General features: G+C 45.9%; 20 protein-coding genes. 1 reads left to right on the top strand and 19 read right to left on the bottom strand.

Features of this window, described 5'->3' with window-relative positions:
* The 19 genes from ARB69_RS04235 to mgtE all read right to left on the bottom strand — a co-directional run bounded on the left by ARB69_RS04235 (position 1) and on the right by mgtE (position 16,458).
* On the bottom strand, positions 1-1,602 hold the full coding sequence (locus ARB69_RS04235; protein WP_050642489.1) for a glycoside hydrolase family 43 protein: 1,602 nt from the start codon (positions 1,600-1,602) through the stop codon (positions 1-3).
* A 40-nt stretch (positions 1,603-1,642) separates the two neighbouring features.
* Positions 1,643-3,964 carry a hypothetical protein gene (locus ARB69_RS04240; RefSeq protein WP_055151313.1) on the bottom strand — a complete coding sequence of 774 codons (2,322 nt, stop codon included), beginning with the start codon at positions 3,962-3,964 and terminating at the stop codon, positions 1,643-1,645.
* 2 nt (positions 3,965-3,966) lie between these two features.
* Complete coding sequence (locus ARB69_RS04245) at positions 3,967-4,956, bottom strand: ABC transporter permease (RefSeq protein WP_050642491.1); 990 nt, start codon at positions 4,954-4,956, stop codon at positions 3,967-3,969.
* Positions 4,937-6,460 carry a sugar ABC transporter ATP-binding protein gene (locus tag ARB69_RS04250; RefSeq protein WP_242857523.1) on the bottom strand — a complete coding sequence of 508 codons (1,524 nt, stop codon included), beginning with the start codon at positions 6,458-6,460 and terminating at the stop codon, positions 4,937-4,939. The genes ARB69_RS04245 and ARB69_RS04250 overlap by 20 nt, the downstream gene beginning before the upstream one ends.
* A gap of 78 nt (positions 6,461-6,538) precedes the next feature.
* Positions 6,539-7,516, bottom strand: coding sequence for a sugar ABC transporter substrate-binding protein (locus ARB69_RS04255; protein WP_055151319.1), 978 nt, complete (start codon positions 7,514-7,516; stop codon positions 6,539-6,541).
* 231 nt (positions 7,517-7,747) lie between these two features.
* Entirely contained in the window at positions 7,748-8,707 is a 960-nt protein-coding gene (locus ARB69_RS04260) for a carbohydrate kinase family protein (RefSeq protein ID WP_083487013.1), read from the bottom strand.
* Between the two features lie 239 nt (positions 8,708-8,946).
* Complete coding sequence (locus tag ARB69_RS26595) at positions 8,947-9,111, bottom strand: hypothetical protein (protein ID WP_154253325.1); 165 nt, start codon at positions 9,109-9,111, stop codon at positions 8,947-8,949.
* Positions 9,112-9,209: 98 nt separating this feature from the next.
* The gene (locus ARB69_RS04265) at positions 9,210-9,473 is read right to left on the bottom strand and encodes a Mor transcription activator family protein (RefSeq protein ID WP_050642495.1); all 264 of its coding nucleotides are present in this window, start codon (positions 9,471-9,473) and stop codon (positions 9,210-9,212) included.
* Positions 9,474-10,055: 582 nt separating this feature from the next.
* Positions 10,056-10,388 (bottom strand): type II toxin-antitoxin system RelE/ParE family toxin, encoded by a 333-nt coding sequence (locus tag ARB69_RS04270; RefSeq protein ID WP_055151325.1) that lies wholly within the window; start codon positions 10,386-10,388, stop codon positions 10,056-10,058.
* Positions 10,378-10,542 carry a hypothetical protein gene (locus ARB69_RS27085; protein ID WP_167702481.1) on the bottom strand — a complete coding sequence of 55 codons (165 nt, stop codon included), beginning with the start codon at positions 10,540-10,542 and terminating at the stop codon, positions 10,378-10,380. Before ARB69_RS27085 ends, ARB69_RS04270 begins: the two co-directional genes overlap by 11 nt.
* A 67-nt stretch (positions 10,543-10,609) precedes the next feature.
* Positions 10,610-10,762: a hypothetical protein gene (locus ARB69_RS27590; RefSeq protein ID WP_242843904.1), complete on the bottom strand. Its 153-nt coding sequence runs from the start codon at positions 10,760-10,762 to the stop codon at positions 10,610-10,612.
* Between the two features lie 57 nt (positions 10,763-10,819).
* Complete coding sequence (locus ARB69_RS28210; protein ID WP_278312359.1) at positions 10,820-11,107, bottom strand: HEPN domain-containing protein; 288 nt, start codon at positions 11,105-11,107, stop codon at positions 10,820-10,822.
* A complete protein-coding gene (locus ARB69_RS04280; RefSeq protein WP_055151329.1) occupies positions 11,031-11,372 on the bottom strand; it encodes a nucleotidyltransferase domain-containing protein in 342 nt (113 codons plus the stop codon). The genes ARB69_RS28210 and ARB69_RS04280 overlap by 77 nt, the downstream gene beginning before the upstream one ends.
* Before the next feature lies 1 nt (position 11,373).
* Positions 11,374-11,586, bottom strand: a complete 213-nt coding sequence (locus ARB69_RS04285) for a hypothetical protein (RefSeq protein WP_050642498.1) — start codon at positions 11,584-11,586, stop codon at positions 11,374-11,376.
* A gap of 222 nt (positions 11,587-11,808) precedes the next feature.
* Complete coding sequence (rpmF, locus tag ARB69_RS04290) at positions 11,809-11,988, bottom strand: 50S ribosomal protein L32 (RefSeq protein WP_004068723.1); 180 nt, start codon at positions 11,986-11,988, stop codon at positions 11,809-11,811.
* Positions 11,989-11,991: 3 nt separating this feature from the next.
* Positions 11,992-12,519, bottom strand: coding sequence for a YceD family protein (locus ARB69_RS04295; RefSeq protein WP_055151332.1), 528 nt, complete (start codon positions 12,517-12,519; stop codon positions 11,992-11,994).
* A 187-nt stretch (positions 12,520-12,706) separates the two neighbouring features.
* Positions 12,707-13,897 (bottom strand): acetate/propionate family kinase, encoded by a 1,191-nt coding sequence (locus ARB69_RS04300; RefSeq protein WP_050642500.1) that lies wholly within the window; start codon positions 13,895-13,897, stop codon positions 12,707-12,709.
* Positions 13,898-13,995: 98 nt separating this feature from the next.
* Positions 13,996-14,991 (bottom strand): phosphate acetyltransferase, encoded by a 996-nt coding sequence (pta, locus tag ARB69_RS04305; protein ID WP_050642501.1) that lies wholly within the window; start codon positions 14,989-14,991, stop codon positions 13,996-13,998.
* Positions 14,992-15,117: 126 nt separating this feature from the next.
* Positions 15,118-16,458 (bottom strand): magnesium transporter, encoded by a 1,341-nt coding sequence (mgtE, locus tag ARB69_RS04310; protein WP_050642502.1) that lies wholly within the window; start codon positions 16,456-16,458, stop codon positions 15,118-15,120.
* A 188-nt stretch (positions 16,459-16,646) separates the two neighbouring features.
* Between mgtE and ARB69_RS04315 the strand changes: the two genes are divergently transcribed.
* Positions 16,647-17,933: a nucleotidyltransferase gene (locus tag ARB69_RS04315; RefSeq protein ID WP_055151335.1), complete on the top strand. Its 1,287-nt coding sequence runs from the start codon at positions 16,647-16,649 to the stop codon at positions 17,931-17,933.
* Positions 17,934-18,075: the final 142 nt, after the last annotated feature.

Genomic DNA, 18,075 nt, shown 5'->3' on the forward strand with positions numbered 1-18,075 from the left:
TCACTCTTCCTCATCGAGCGGCTGATAAATCATATATTCAAATTCCGCCCTGCAGCGCCGCCCTGAAGTGTCCTGGCAGCACAGAACAAGAAAGGTTCCCGTGAACCTAAGTCCATGCACTGCCTCATCATAATAATCATCCGACAGCTGCGAAGCGTCCAGTATTTCCCCTATATTCTGATACCTTTCCCCGTCGGGCGACCAGCAAAACTGCGCCTCCCTGTTTCTCACTTCGATTCTCAGATATAGTTCCTGTGCACTGCCGGCTGGCTGGCGTTCGCCTTTGCTGACCCTGATCTTTCCATGATCGCAGACAAGCACCGATAAGACTCTCCCTTTTTCCTCGTCCCAGCTCAGATTCAGATAAAAATAATTTGTCGTATCATAATACAGCGCCAGGCCTGCTGCCTGCTGATAGTGGACCGGATCAAACTTAAGCTTCGTCTCAGCTGTAAAGTGAAAGTGTTCCCGCCTCATACCAGCCAGGCTCTGCGTATGCAGTGATTCCATAGACTCTTTCCCATAAAGGATCAGAGACTGCTTTTCTCTGTCAAAATCCATCCACCTGCTGTCCAAAGGGATGCGCAATGTCTGGAATTCATCCGGGAGCCTGCCCGGAAAGACCTTCTTTACACTCTTTTTCTGTACTGGAAAATCGGGCAGTTTTGGAGCCGTTACCGCTTCCTTTGGCAGCCCTGATGTCTGATCCAGTACGAACCAGCCGTCCTCCGTCATTTCCAGCTTCTGAATTGCCGTCTCTCTGCCTAACATACACCGGTTCTGGTTCCCGTTGGGCCGTCCGCACAGATGCGCCATATACCATTCCCCATCCTGCGTGCTGACCAGGCTGCCATGCCCGCATTTCTGCAGCGCCAGTTCCGGATGTCCATAGGATGTCAGCAAGGGATGATAGGGGGAGAGCTCGTAAGGGCCTTCGATGTTCCCTGCACGTGCAACTGTTACTGCATGCTCATAGAAGGTCCCGCCCTCGGCGCAGAAAAGATAGTACATTCCATTGATCTTATACAGATGCGGCCCTTCCGTCAGCCCAATACTGCTTCCCTGGAATATCTTCTGCGGATCTCCTGTCAGACATTGTTTCTCTTCGTCGTATTCCTGCAGAACAATTCCATCAAATGAAGCTGATTTATCCCGATGATCCCACCGCTGGTTCAGCAGATACTTTTTCCCGTCGTCATCATGAAAAAAGGACGGATCAAAACCACTGCTGTTCAGATAAACAGGATCAGACCATGGACCGCAGATGCTCTTGCTGCATGTCAGAAAATTGTCCACATCCTTATAGTAATTCCGGTAGGTCTTTACATTGGAATATATCAGATAGAACATACCCTCGTCGTATGTCAGGCACGGCGCCCATACACCGCCTGAGTCAGGCACTCCCGTCATATCCAGAAGTCTCTTTTCATTTAAAGGCCTGCCTGCAAACTCCCAATGTACTAAATCTCTGCTGTGATAGATTTCTACCCCCGGAAACCACTGAAACGTCGAAACTGCAATATAATAGTCGTCTCCCGCCCTACAGATACAGGGATCCGGATGGAAGCCTTTCAGTACCGGATTTTTAATTATTTCTGCCATATATACCTCCGTCGAAACCGCTCATAGTTCTGAACACTCTTTATCCTTCTTTCACTGTTTGTTCTATGATTGTGTCAAAATCCATCGTATGGTACTTCTGTGATAAATAGTCTAAGTTCAACAGCGCCTGCCCGTTCACCAGTCCATTGCAGGTATCGTTATCATCCCCCTTGTTCTTGGCTGCAGCGCCGGAAAAGCCCTTATACTCCGTATCCGCCAGCCAGAGGGAGGTCATATACCCCTCACACTGTACCCCCGGCATTGCATATCCGTACATATTCTGAGGCATGGACAGGCCGTGCTGCATCCCCCGTGTCACGATTTTCGCCAATACTGCCAGTTCCCGGTCCTTGAGGTATCCGGCGATACGCAGCAGTTCCGGAATAAATTCTACAAATTCACAGTCCACGTAACTGCCCGCAGGTATCACATCGCATACTGCCCACCCTGTCGTTTTAAACCCATGCTTTCCGAGGAGGGTATTTTTATCGAAGGGGATGTCCCAAAGGTAAGTCCAGCTTGCCAGTATACGGGCGGCATCCCTTGCCCCTGTAAGAAGCTTCTCATCCTTTGTCTGCTCGTACACCACCAGCATGGTGCGCATGGCAAACATCACGCCGACTGCGTCTATTTTCACCGACTTTTTATGTGTCGTATCGTTGAGGCCGCCGATATATTCCACCTGGGAAGCGTAATTGCCGTACACAAAATACGCGGCTCTTTCGGCAGACTTCAAGTACTTCTCCGACTTTGTAAGCGAATACAGTGCTGTCAGAATCTGGGCCGGGAAGATTGCCCCGGAACCCTGCTCCTTTTTGGACGCCCCGAACCACTGCGGCGGATTTGTAAGCGGTGCTCCCTCCATCGAATATCCGCGGTTCCAGGAACCGTCTTCATTTTGTATCTCAACCAGCTTATCGCAGAATTTGATTACGGCTTCCAGCCATTTCGGATGTTCATTTCCTTGTTCCTTTTCGAACAAATAGCACCGCAGCAAATAGTACATGGAATCGACCATAGACCTGCAGTAGTTACCCTTTACCTTTTTCAGCTCCTCTGCGATTTCCATCAAAGAGCTTACCACCTGGCTGCCAAGATACCCCTCCAGTTCCTCCCTGTCATCCGAGTACTGGAACGGAAACAGGATTCCCGTCCACCAGTATACATACTCCTCCTTATCCACATTGTAAATCCCGTTCGGCAGTCCCGATTCCTCGATACAGTGATCCACAAAATAATCGACTGTTTTAAGCGCCCTTTCCCTGTATTCTCCGGAGCCATTGTCCTTTGCCGCCGCCAGCATGTCCAGGCTCAGGAGCGTCTGTGCCCCGCAGAAGCCATATTCCAGAAGATTTTGTTCCCCATAATTGCTGCGTGGAGAAAAATGTACGAAATACCCCGCCGGCGCTCCCTTCTTTTCCGGGAACTCCCGGAAGCTGTTGTGGATCATTTCACGCCTGTAATACTGCGCCTCCTCTAAGGTAAAGGGCAGTGCTGTCTCCTGATCCAAAATTCTGTCCATCTGAAGAAGTGTCGTATTCCAGGATGCCTCTGTCAGGCTTTCTGCCTCCCCTATGCAGAGCAGATATGTCATGGAAAATTCCTGGCTTTCTCCAATCTCTTTGTAGGCCGACCACTCGGAACCATCTACATTGAGACAGAAAGAATTTCTTTCATAGAAGGGATAATCACACCTCAGGATAAATTCCTGCGTCCGATACTGGGATGGTGCGATTCCCAGAGAACCTATATCCGTATGATGAATAAAATGGCGGGCTTTGATCTGCTCCCGGGTGATGGTCTCATCCTCCTGCGGTAAATCACCTCTGATCAGAGATACCGACCAATTTCCTTTTTTTCCATAAGCTGTGACCGCAAGAGCCGGATTTCTGTCGTCCTTATAGTCCTGGCTGAATGTTCCCAGATAATCGTCTACCCCGTCCCCGTCCGTATCATTATGGTTATACAGGGCCCCGGGTATAATAAATTCATAGTCGTTAAAAGATGCTGCCTTTAAATCCCTGCACCGGAATTCCGAAGTCAGGCGGATCCCCGTCTGCTCTTTTACCTCTTTGCAGGACACTTTTCGTTCCAGTTTATAGCTGCCCTTCTCTGCCGTCCATACGTCCGTGATGGTATAACAGTTTCCATATAAATCCCTGGCTTCTATCCCAGCCTGATATCCCTGTTTTGTACTTTCATAACGGTCGTACCTAAGCTTTGTTTTCGCGCCGGAAATGTCCTGCATAACCACGGGAAAATCGAGAAATATTTCCAGCCCCGGTTCCCCCTTCCCGCAGTTTCCTTTCATCAGCACGGAATATTTTTCATACTGTCTTATAAATTCTATTTCTGTATACATGCCTATCCCCTTTTCTTAATATGTAATCGCTTGTTATTCCTCAGAGTATCCAGATACACTGCCAATAATATAAGAAGTCCTTTTACAATAATCTGCCAGTAGGAGGTGACATGCAGCATATTCAGTCCATTATTCATAAACCCGATAATCAGCACGCCGATCATCACGCCTCCTGCCGTTCCAATTCCCCCGTTAAAGCTGACGCCGCCTAAAACCGCTGCCGCAATCGCATTGCATTCATATCCCGCACCGGATGCAGGCTGCGCCGAATACACTCTCGATGCCAGCATAATGCCAGCCATTGCGCTCATGATGCCGGTAAATATAAAGACGCTGGCGGTTATTTTTTTCACCTTGATTCCTGCATATACAGCCGCGCTTCTGTTCCCTCCTATTGCATACATGCCTCTTCCGAATTTTGTCTTATTAAGCAGGATGCTGGTAAATACAAGGCATACAATAATGACGATCCCCAAAATTGGGACAGGTCCTATATATCCGGTCCCGATCGCACTGAACGTCTCATCATAGCACATGATTGATTTTCCGTTTGTCATAAGATATGCCGCGCCTCTGAAGCACTGCTGCGTGGCAAGGGTTATAATAAAACTCGGAATGGTTGTAAATGTTGCAAGCAGGCCATTGATGATCCCGCAGAAGGCCCCGAATACCAGCGTAATGATAACTGCCGCAGCCGTAGGGATGCCGCTTTCAATCATAGAAACGCAGACACAGCCGCTCAGGGCAAGAACGCTGCCTACGGACAGGTCAATGCATCCGATAATCAATACCATTGCCATTCCAAACGCCAGCACGGAATCCACGCTGATCTGCCGTGTAACGGACAAAATATTATCGGCTGTTAAAAATGTATCTGTGAAAACCGAAAGAGCCAGTACAATCAGCAGCAGCGCGATTAATATCATAAAGTTGCGCTTCAAAAATTTACTAAGGCTCTGACTGACCGGGCTTTTATTGGTGATAAATTTCATGTTCATATCCTCCTGTTGCATAATGCATGATCTGTTCCTGGGTGACTTCTTCCTTCTTCGGATGAAAAAACCTGACCAGTTTTCCCTCACACATGACACCGATTCTGGAGCTCATATTCATAACCTCGGGCAGCTCCGAAGAGATTAAGATGATTGCCACGCCCCGCTCTGCAATCTGACAGATTAAATGGTATATATCTGACTTTGCGCCTACATCTACCCCCCTGGTCGGTTCGTCCAGGATTAAGATCTTCGGGTTCGACGCCAGCCATTTCGATATTACTACCTTTTGCTGGTTTCCTCCGCTGAGTTCAACCGCAAGCTGCTCGGTATCCGCCATCTTTATTTCAAGCTGGTTTACATATTCATCTAAGATCTGCTGCTCCTTTTTGGCGTCTACGGAGATTCCCTTTATAAATTCATCCATTACTGTGACTGTCATATTAAAGGAAATTGAATTTTCCAAAAACAGGCCGTTTTCTTTTCTGTCTTCCGGGACAAGCGCTATCTTCTTTTGGATTGCTTCCCGCGGTGATTTTATGATACATTTTTCACCCTCCAGATAGATACTGCCGGCCTGAACTTCGTCTAAGCCAAACAAAGCTTTTGCAAGCTCTGTCCTTCCTGCCCCCATGAGACCTGTTATCCCAAGAATTTCCCCTTCAAAAAGTGAAAAATTAATATTTTCTACCTTTTCCGTTGTCAAATTTTCAACCCTGAGCACTTCTTTTCCCAATGTCACATCATAATCAGGGTAATAGTCTTCTATTTTATGCCCCACCATATTCTGGATGATCTGCTCATAGCTGATCTCTCTGATAGGAGCTGTTACAATATGGCGGCCATCCCGCATGATCGTGATACTGTCCGCAATCTGATTGATTTCGTCCATCTTGTGGGATATGTAGATAATCGATACCCCTTTTTCACTCAGTGATTTTATTTGTCCAAACAAAAATTCCACTTCTCTGTCGGTCAGCGATGAAGTCGGCTCGTCCATAACGATAATCCTGGCATCAGTGGAAAGTGCTTTCGCAATCTCCACCATCTGCTTCTGTGATATGCTGAGTTCTCTGACTATTGTATCCGGCTTCAGGGTTGAGAGGCCGATCCTTTCCAATATTTCCGCCGCTTTCTTGTACATCTGATGATAGTCCACAAAGCCTGCTTTTGTCTGAAACTCTCTTCCCAAAAAAATATTTTCACCGACTGTCATATCCTGCACAAGCACGATTTCCTGATGAATGACTGCTATACCATGTTTTTGCGCCTCTTCGACAGAACCCAGGCCAATTGGCACACCGTCGATGATCACCTCACCTGTATCACAGTCATAGATCCCTCCCAGTATCTTCATTAAAGTAGACTTTCCCGCGCCATTTTCTCCCGCGAGCGCCCTCACTTCCCCTGCGTGCATGGAAAAATCCACATCATGCAATACCTGCACGCCGCCGAAGCTCTTATTGATGCCCTTCATCTGCAGAATGTTTTCTTCATTCATCATCTATGTCTCCTTTATGGCTGCACACGATGTACCAGTACATCGTGTGCGCTGCCGCAAGTATATATTACGCACCTGTATTTACTCAATTCCCCAATACTCTTTGTATGTATCCAGGTCATCTATTGTACAAAGGCTGAATTTTAAGCGCGGATCCTCACCGCATTTTCCGGTTTCCAGGACCTCAACCGCCTTATCTGCTGCTTCTGCCGCCAGTTCCTTCATCGGGTATACCGCTGTGATATCCAGGGCCCCGTCTTCCATGTTTCTGATATCCCCTGAAAGTCCATCTACATTTGCAACTAAAATATCATCCGTCTTGCCGGCCGATCTGACCGCCGCCGCAATCCCGACTCCGCAGTTCGAATTATTTCCAAAGATTGCCGTAACGTCCGGGTACTGCTGCAGCCAGTCTTCCGTCTTTTTCATGGCGGCATCTTCCGTACACACACCGTCAAAGACTTCCAGTACCTCGATCCCCTCATTTTCGGCCATGGCAGCCTTGAAGCCGTCGCCTCTCTCCCTGCATACAAATGCTACATCGTAGGTCAGAATGCATACCTTGCCTTTTCCGCCAAGTTTTTTGGCTACTTCCTGTCCCACTTCATATCCTGCCGTATAATTGTCACTTGTAACGGAGCCCACCACAAGTTCCAGCAGATCATCTCCCAATACCTGGTTCACACTCAGAACAGGGATATCTGCCTTGTTGCACAATTCAAATGCAGATTTTACGCCCACGGAATCACATGCCTCTACAATAATCAGCTTGGCCCCCTGGCTTATGAAATCCTCTACATCCTTTGTCTGCTGGGCCTGATCCAGGTTTGCATCCTTTATGACTGCCTGATAGCCCTCTTCTTCTACTTTCTCTTTAATTGTGTCACACATGATCGTGAGACCTTCGTTGGTGTACATTGATGTGGTAATCCCGATTAAACCTTTGCTCTCTCCTTCTGTTTTCTTGGGCGCTTCCTCCGCTTTCTTTTCCCCCGGACTGCATGCACACATGGCCGCGGCCATACCAATACATAGCAGCATACAAAGAGTTTTTTTCATAATACTTTCTCCTTTCAAATGAATATTCTGATAACTTTGTTATTGTGCCCGTGCACGGACTTTCTTTTTCTCAGAATATCACCTGTATATTTAATTGTCAATCGCTTTTTGCTCTTCACTTTATTTTTGTATATTTTCGCTATTTATAACTTGAAAATTTCTCTGTTTTTACTAAAAAGAAAACACCTGGAAATACCTTTATGATTTCCAGATGTCCACTGACTCATTGATCTATTTTATTGTATTTGTCCGGCTGCCGTTCATTTTTTGCTGTTTGATCCCGGTTACCGCCCCTACATACTGGACGGACACAGCCGCGCAGTGTGTGCCGTAATCACAGCATTTTCTTAAGTCCCACCCACACAGCAGCCCGTGAATAAATCCGGCCACAAAATTATCTCCGGCCCCTGTGGAGTCCACTGCCTTAACCTTTCTGGCGGGAATCTGAAAACTCCCGTTCCCGCTGACTGCCGTGCATCCTTTCTCTCCGGTCTTTATGATCACATTCTTCACGCCATATTGAAGGAAGACACTGCCCATTCCGGCAAGGGTTCTCTGCTCCTCCCCCGTCATAATGCGACAGTAATAGGAGGCTTCGTTTTCATTCGGGAACAGATAGTCTATGTAAGGCAGGATTTCTAAGAGATCCTCCCTGAAAATCTCCCTGTATGTGGGCATTTTGGTATCCGCACAGACGACTGCGCCTTCGGCTTTGGCCGCCTTCATCAACCGAAGAATACTTTCTCTTTTGTCCAGCGGCGCCCGGAACAAACTGGCAAATGATACGGCCTCTGCCCCGCGAAAGGCACGTTCGTCCGGCTCGTATCCCGTCAGCATGGTTGCAGGGCTGTTAGCGGACTGCCGGCTCCCGTTTTTTTGTACCATCAGGTTAGCCACCGGGGTTGTGATACTTTCTGATACCGCCGCATGGGATACATCTACCCCGTTGCTCCTGGCCGTATGAAGCACGATGTGGCCTGCCAGGTCATCTCCCACTGCGCACACCAGGCTGACCTGGTGCCCCAGATGGGATAGGACAATGGACTCGTTTAAGGCATCACCTCCTGTATTTAACGAGATTGAATCCGCCCGGTATACATTTTTCTTATAAGGCTTCTCTTCCATCCCTCTGGTGATGCAGTCAACTAATGCCTGCCCAACACATACAACATGCTTTTGGTGTTCCATCATACGACCTCCCTGATTTTATTCATCCTGTAAAAGATATGGCTCCGTCAAAATGATCGTTCCATCCTCCCCTTGGAAAATCAAACGACATGCCCCATATATTTCTTAATTTTACGATGTACTGGTTCTGTATTTATGATTTTACTTCTATGTTATTATACCTAAAATACGCGCTTTTTAACACCCCTTGTACATCGAAAATTTCGGTCAGTTTAACAGTAAATTACTTATTTTTCGATGTACTAATATAAGAACTTACAACACTTAATTAGAATCCATATCAGGATTCCCCCTGTTCCCGGCGGCCATAAAAATGTACCGAGTGTCAGTATTGCTATAAAACGCATCGAACAGATTTTTACTCTGCCGAACACATAAATCAGTATCATAGAGAAAACTAATCCCATCGAAACCTCCTGCCTCCTTAATCTTTTGTTTAAGACTTGCTTGTTACCATTATTTATTTACTTACTTTTTGAATGACCTGCATTCCATATAGATATGTTTAACTTTGTCTCTTATTTAAGAGGTTTCTAAGGTGTCTTTCGGTATATCCGTACTCTCTCGCCAGAGCCTTCAGATTTTTACCGTCATACCGTTCATTTACTATTTTAGATATGTAGTCAGTTCTGTAAAGCCGCATGGGGAAGGTTATTTGCTGTCCCTTCATGTTTTTATAGATCTCTTCCGTATTTTCTATGCCCACAAGATCAACCAGCTGATTGTATATCTCTGCCAGGCCTTCTCGTTTATCTGCTGTGATTAGCAAGCCAATCCCTCCTTCCTGCGGTAACTATACAGAAAATTCAATATTTTATCATCTGCTTATTACATTGAATTATTCCTTATATATTTCCATATTTTTACATGCTCCTGAAACCTTTATGATTCAGCAATTGTCTACATACATCATAATAAGCCAAGAACAATCTTCCGCACCTGGCTTTTAACCGTTTCTTATTTCATTTTTCTGTAATACAAAAATAGAGTTTCACCAGCGATGCTCGCGTCTGCTGCTGTCGCATAGCGGCATCTAATGCTTACGCCGCAATGCGTATCCCGCCGGGAGGGCTTTTTTATCTTATAGGCGAACTTTCCCATAAGATGAAAAAAGGCTTCCCGGAATCCCGGGAAGCCTTGTCTTCTCTGTACTTAGTCAACAGAAATGATTTCTTTTTTGTTTTAAGCGAAGGTGCATCAACCTAATACATTATCACGCGCTGTAACGGCGAAAATTCAAGGGTTTCGCCCATTTTCTCTTTTTATCATATTGTATCCGCCTTCGTCAGTACAGCAGTCATTTGGTGTAAAGATTGGTGTAAACTATGTAAATGAGAAAAGAGACTGCATGTTATAGCCTATAGTCTGTTTCCCCTGACAGGATGGCTTTCCAATTCTGCCTGTCCTTTAAAACCCTTAAGATAATAATCTCCTGTATACCCTGGTCAACCACAAAGAAGATATTGTATGTAGCATAAGGTTTCAGCCTGATCTCCATTCCCTGATACTCAAAGCTTATCCCGCGATAACCAAAAGGAAATGTTTTTAGCTGTTGGATTTCCTTATCATACCTCTCCAGAAAATCATGTGATGCTTTAGGGTTTTCAAAGTTTTCTATCATGTATACGGCTAAATCAGTCACATCCTTTACTGCTTCCTGAGTTTCCCGTATTTTATACATCATACTGTGCTAGCTTCTCCCTGATAATCCTCATAGCTTCATCATGTTCTATCGTTCTGCCAGATCTCATATCAGCAATGCCTTTGTCAAGCATTGCGAATAATTCATTCTGGTCTTTTTCATATTCCTTTTTTCTGTCTTTCGCCGCTATAGCCATAATTTCCTCCTATCTATTAGCCCCTCATCATCGAAACCATTTGAACATATCCTAATTCTAAGCCTATTCATTCGTTATCCGAAGAAGGCAATATTATACCTATGCTTTTTCTCAAATATTCTTTTACTTCCATCAGCATCTCCTCAGCTCTTTCATATTGTATTAATGCTGATTCTTTTGATACGATGTAAAAATCATCATACTCACTGGTATTTCTCACCTGAAAAGCATTCTGTATATATTTGGAATACTTCTTATTGAATATCCCCTCTTTAATTTAGTTTTTCTGGAAATATGCAATTACCCCTAAATGTTTAGAGTAATCTACTCCATCACAAGCTAACAGTGCTCTTACTGCTGAAAACATCGCGTAGTATGATCTGCCTATTGAGTCTTTAAACTGCCCCGCCTCTAATAATAAATTAGCTGATATCATTTTCTCTTCTGCATTAGTAATACGGTACTTTACTAAATTGATTATATCGTCACTAAGCACTGATAACAACCCCTTCCGCTTCAATATTACGGTAGTATGGCAATATCTCCTTATACCGCTCAAACTCATCAAATGGTATTACTGTAGGGGAAATAATTGTGTCATATTCAAGCCCCAAATCAGCCGCTTCATCCCATACCTCTTCCAGAATCTTTTGCAGAGTTATTCTGTCTCCTTTGGCAATCGCTGCCAAATCTATATCTGAAAATTCGTTATAATCACCTCTGGCATAGGAACCATATAAAAATATTCTTACAAGATTTTCTCCAAATGCCTTTTCATAAATTTTTTTCATCTGCTCTATAATGATATTAAATTCAGACTTCCTACACACATCAGCACCCCTTTCTACTTATTTTTAAAAGGTTACTTGTACATGCAGGTCTTCTGTACTTTTTCAAATTCTCATAAGCCTGCATTTTCTCTTCATCAGGTTCCGTTCCATTAAAAAGAGAATCTAAATTCTCCATAATATTTACAATATATACCACTTTATCATCTGGCATCTTTTCAATTAATTCAAAAGCCTTTTCTTTTATTGCAGGCATTTTATCACCTTCCTGCTTGAAACAGAATTTCCTTCTATATTCTATATTATAACAGGAATATAGAGAAAAGACACTTCTTTCACTGAATGTTTCCGATTTTATTCATTTCATCACGCACACGTGTTTGGTTCACATGATTATATATCTCCATAGTGACAGAATTGGTGTAAACCCATGAAAAAAGGCTTCCCGGAATCCCGGGAAGCCTTGTCTTCTCTGTACTTAGTCAACAGAAATGATTTCTTTTTTGTTGTAAGAGCCGCAAGCCTTACATACTCTGTGAGGCATCATAAGTTCTCCGCACTTGCTGCACTTCACAAGGTTTGGAGCACTCATCTTCCAATTAGCTCTTCTCTTATCTCTTCTAGCTTTTGAAGATTTATTCTTTGGACAGATAGACATAGGTTACACCTCCTTAAAATTCTTAAACAAATCACGGACAACTGACATTCTTGGGTCAAGCCCCGTATCTTCACAGTCACAGGTACCCATATTTAGGTTCTGACCACAAACGTTACAAATGCCTTTACAGTCTTCGCTGCATAGAACTTTCGTCGGCCATCCTATCAATATCTCATTAAAGAGCATTTTGTCCACGTCAAGATGATATCCGTCAATGAAATTTGATTCATCTAATCCTTCCGGCAAATCGGCATCCGCAACATTCAAATCCACGCGCTTGATAAAATCCAGTACAAACTCCTGCTTTACATCCTCCAGGCAACGGTCACATGGTATCATAACCGAAACTTTCGTCTCTGCCTTGATCTGTAATTCCTTGTTCTTTACGTGTGTAACGACAACGTGCACAGGTTTTTTGCTGACCACCGGAAACAAACCGGTCTTCAACTGCAGTTCTTCCAATTCCACAGGCACTGTTTCTTCAACTGTCTTATGCTGGTCTGACAGAACGTCTGATAGGCTAATTAACATCTTCATTACTCCTATTCATACCTAGATTATTATATCATGTAAAATAAGTTTGTCAACTAAAAAATGTAAAATAAAGGGGATCTTCATAGGGGTCTGACCCCTTTGCGCACCGTTTTCAGAATATTCTAACAAATCAGATGAGCGGACAGACATGGGATCTATCCGCTCATTCTTTTTATCGTCAGCCTTATTTTACAAGTGCAACTGTCTCTCTTGCGATTGCCAGCTCTTCGTTCGTCGGTATTACATAGACTTTTACTTTTGAGTCTGGAGTCGAGATCATCACTTCCTCGCCTCTCTTGGCATTGGCTTCTTTGTCAAGCTCTATGCCAAGGAACTGCAGGTAACTGCAAACCTCTTCGCGTACTTCGTGGTCGTTCTCGCCGATTCCTGCTGTGAAGACGATGTTATCCACGCCGTTCATAGCTGCTGCATAGCTTCCGACATATTTGGCTACTCTGTATGAGAATACCTTCAGGGCGATCTGTGCCTGTTTGTTTCCTTCCGCAGCTGCAGAGGACAGGTCCCTGAAATCGCTGGACAGCCCTGACAGACCGTATACGCCGGAATCCTTGTTCAGGACTTTCATCAGGCCTTCGATATCCAGATTTTCTTTCTTTGCTATAAATTCCATGATCGCCGGATCAATATCTCCGGAACGTGTTCCCATAACCAGCCCTTCCAGCGGGGTCAGTCCCATGGATGTGTCTACGGATTTGCCGTTTAATACGGCACACACGCTTGCGCCGTTTCCAAGGTGGCAGACGATCGTCTTCACGGCGTCATAAGGCTTACCTGAAATCTCCGCTGCCCGTTTGGATACGAAGCTGTGGCTTGTCCCGTGGAAGCCGTAGCGTCTTACTTTATATTTGTCATAATATGCATAAGGAAGTCCGTACATATATGCTTTTTCAGGCATCGTCTGGTGGAACGCCGTATCGAATACGCCAACCATAGGAGTATTCGGCATCAGCTCCTCACATGCATTCACGCCAATCAGGTTTGCCGGGTTATGTAACGGCGCCAGGTCGTTACACTCCTCTACTGCCTTCTTAACTTCTTCTGTGATCACTACAGAAGAGGCAAACTTCTCTCCTCCGTGTACCATACGGTGTCCTACAGCACCGATCTCGTCCAGGCTCTTAACAACACCTGTCTCGGAATCCGTCAACGCGTCGATCACGTACTTGATTGCCTCTGTATGGGTAGGCATGTCTTTTTCCGACTTCACTTTCTCTCCGCCCGCCGGCTGATAGGTAAGGCTGCCGTCGATTCCGATCCTCTCGCAGAGGCCTTTTGCCAGCACCTTCTCTGATTCAGAGTCGATTAACTGGAATTTCAGAGAAGAACTTCCGCAGTTGATTACTAATACATTCATTTTATTATCCTCCTGAATTTCTATATAAGGGGCGTTCTCCGCCTCTCTTACATACAACTTTTTAACAGTCCGGTTAAGCTTGAACTGTTACCAACGGTTTATTGTGCCTGAGCCTGCACTGCCGTGATCGCTACAACGCCCTCAATATCCTCGGCACTGCATCCGCGTGACAAATCATTGACAGGAGCCGCGATCCCCTGTGTAAGCGGTCCGTAAGCTTCTGCTTTCGCCAGCCTCTGTACTAGCTTATATCCGATGTTCCCTGCATCCAGATCCGGGAAAATCAATACGTTGGCATGTCCTGCAACCGGGCTTCCCGGAGCCTTGGATTCCCCTACTGACGGCACGATAGCTGCATCCAGCTGTAACTCTCCGTCCAGCTTCAGTTCCGGCGCCAGTTCTTTTGCAATCTTTGTTGCCTCTACTACTTTGTCAACATCCGCATGCTTTGCGCTTCCCTTTGTGGAATGTGACAGCATGGCTACAATCGGTTCTTTCCCTGTCAGCGTACGGAAAGAATCTGCGGATGAAACCGCAATGTTGGCAAGCTTCTCCGGATCCGGGTTCTGTTCCAGTCCTGAATCCCCGAAGATAAATGTTCCGTCCGCTCCCATATCACAGTCCGGTACCACCATCAGGAAAAATGCAGAAACAAGCTTTGTGCCCGGCTTGGTCTTTAAAATCTGCAGACATGGACGAAGCGTGTCCGCCGTTGAGTGGCATGCGCCGGATACCATGCCGTCCGCATCCCCCATCTTCACCATCATAACGCCATAATACAGGTAATTATTCAGAAGCAGTTCTTTGGCCTGATCTTCCGTCATTCCCTTTTTCTGCCTGAGTTCTACTAATTTTGCAATGTAAGCCGCTGTCTTTTCACTCGTTGCAGGGTCTACAACCACAGCGCCGGAGATATCATATCCCGCCCCGTTTTTCTCAACTTCCTCTTTGCTGCCCACGAGGATCAGATTGGCTGTCCCCTCCTTCAAAACTGCTTCCGCAGCCTGGTAAGTCCTGACATCTTCCGTCTCCGGAAGTACGATTGTTTTCTTATCAGCTTTCGCTCTTGCCTTGATTTCGTCAATAAATCCCATGATTTAAATGCCACCTTTCATTTTTTCTCACTCTTTCCATTATAACCCAAAGAATTTTTGTATACAAGTATATACTATGTGTATTTTTAAATACAATCCCATATGAAACCAATTCTTGCCGCTGCATCAGGCATTCAGGTGAAATATAGCAGTAACGATATTAAAATAAACCAGAATTGTGCATGTATCGAGAATCGTGGTTATCAGAGGTGCTGCCATGATCGCCGGATCCAGCCCAAGCTTCTTCGCCAGCAGAGGCAGCGTGCAGCCGATGCATTTCGCCATGACAACGACCGCCATCATCGTGATACCAAGCGCTATTGCCAGTGTGATGTTCTGTCCATACATGATATAAATGCGGATACCATTCACTACCGCCAGCAAAACACTGACCACAAGCGCCACACGGATCTCTTTAAAGATAACGCGGAAAATGTCTTTGAACTGTATCTCACCCACGGCCAGCCCGCGGATCACCAGGGTGGAACTTTGGGATCCACAGTTACCGCCCGTCCCCATGAGCATGGGAATAAATGTAATCAGAACCGGCATCACCGCCATCGCCTCCTCATAGAATCCGAGGATTTCCCCTGTCACCGTGGCGGAAAGCATCAAAAGCATCAGCCAGAGACTCCTGTTCTTTGCATGCCGGAACACCGAAGTTCCAAAATAAGAATCTTCATTCGGGCTGACACCGGCCATGATACTGATATCCTCGGTTGTCTCATCCTGCAGGACGAACATCGCGTCGTCAACCGTAACAATCCCGACCAGACAGTTTTCGTGGTCTATGATGGGAATCGCTATCAATCCGTACTTCTTAATCGTAACGGCCACATCCTCCTGGTCGTCCAGCGTCTTGGCGCAAAGCACATTCTCATCCATGATCTCCTCGATCAGCCAGGTATCCCCGGCCGTCAGCAGATCCTTGACATCCACCGCGCCGATCAGCCGCTTCTTCTCCGTCACATAGCAGGTATAGATCGTTTCCTTATTAATGCCGACCTGGCGGATCTTCAGGATAGCATCCGCCACCGTCATCTCTTTTCTCAGGCTGATGTAATCCACATTCATGATACTGCCCGCACTGTCCTCCGGATACTGCAGCAGCACATTGATCTTCTTCCTTGTATCTTCATCCGTGGCCATAAGCAGACGGTCCACCACATTGGCGGGCATCTCCTCCAGAACATCCACGGTATCGTCCACATACATCTCGTCCATAACTTCTTCCAGCTCGGAGTCCGTAAGGGCATTGATCAGATCCTCACGCATATCGCTGTTCATATCCGTAAAGACCTCTGCCGCCTCCTCCTTGGCCAGAAGCCGGAAAATAAGGAGCGCCTGTTTTCTGTCAAAATCCTCCAGCATCTCCACGATATCGACTGGATGTATGGCTTCTAATTCTTCTTTCAATTCCTTAAATCTGCGCTGTTCCAGAAGCTCTTCAATCTTCGTTTTTTCCATGCCATACACCCTCTTTTGTCCTGATTTATTCGTATCTGTTCTGAACCATGAACAGCTACATTATTCTAAAAAATCTCTGTACTTACTTATATTTAACAGAAATCAACCTTAATAAACACATTTCAGCCTATAACATCCTGTCATTTTATAGTATAATGGTTAATAAATTGATATACAAGGAGAATCTTATGAAAATTGTCGGTTTAATCACAGAATACAATCCGTTTCACAACGGACATCAATACCATATAGAAAAAGCGAAGGAAGTCACCGGCGCCGACACCGCCATTGCCATCATGACCGGGGATTACGTCCAGAGAGGTACCCCGGCCATCATGCCCAAATACATACGCGCAGAGATGGCTTTAAAATGCGGCGCCGGTGCGGTCTTCGAGCTGCCTGTCTGCTATTCCACCGGAAGCGCCGAATTATTCGCCATGGGCGCCGTCTCCTTTCTGGACAGCTTGGGAATCGTGGACTCCATCTGTTTCGGCAGCGAATGTAATGATCTGGATGGGCTTCAGAAAATTGCGGACATCTTATATGAGGAGCCGGAAGAATACAAAAGCTTTCTTCAGAACGGTTTAAAGAACGGTCATACTTTCCCTGCCGCCAGGCAGGAGGCCCTGGCCGCCTATATGGGCAGCACGGACTATACCTTCCTGCTCAACGATCCGAACAACATCCTCGGAGTCGAATACCTAAAAGCACTCAAAAAGCTGAACAGCCCGATCCGCCCATATACCATCAAAAGAGTGGAATCCAACTACCACGACAAGAAACTAAATTCCAGCTACAGCTCCGCATCCGCCATCCGTTCCCTCCTGGCCTACTCCAGCTCCGCTATCAGCACCCGGTCCGTAGGCAGCACGTTCGAAAACACGCCTTTTTCCAACATATTAAATGAGCTGGAAGACCAGGTGCCCTCCAGCTGTCTTGAGCTGTTAAAAGACTACCACCGCGTGAAATATCCGGTCTACCAGAATGACTTTTCCCTTATCATGAAGTACAAACTTCTGAATAAGACGGCCAATGACCTGAGCCGTTACATGGACGTATCCGTGGAGCTTGCCAACCGTATCATCAACCAGCTCAACAACTTTTTCAACTACAAACAGTTCTGCGAGCTGCTTAAGACAAAAGAAATCACCCAGACCCGCATTAACCGCGCCCTTCTTCACATCATGCTGGGCATCAAAAAGGACAGTGTGGAAGAATATATCGAGGGAGGCTATCACTACTACGCCCGTCTTCTGGGTTACCGCAAAGACCGAGAAAGAATCCTGGGCAGCGTAGTCAAAAATGGAACACTGCCGCTGCTGACCAGCCTTTATGAGACAGATGATATCCCCGAAATCGGGCAGAAAATGCTCTATCACGATATACTCGCGTCAAACCTATATACATCCGTCATCACGGATAAATTCAAGACGGCATTCTCTAATGAGTATCGGCAGGGGGTAATTAAGGTGTAGGGGGACCGCGCCGATGAGGGACAGGCGGGCAGGCGTACACATGCTGTTTAAAAATGCGGCCGTTTATCAACGAATTCTAGGAAGCAAGCAGGCCCGAAACAGGGGAGAATCCGTGATTCGAAATCACGGATTCTCCCCTGTT

Origin of the sequence: Faecalicatena contorta (genome assembly GCF_001404335.1) — a bacterium.
In the GTDB taxonomy this organism is placed as follows: domain Bacteria; phylum Bacillota; class Clostridia; order Lachnospirales; family Lachnospiraceae; genus Faecalicatena; species Faecalicatena contortus_B.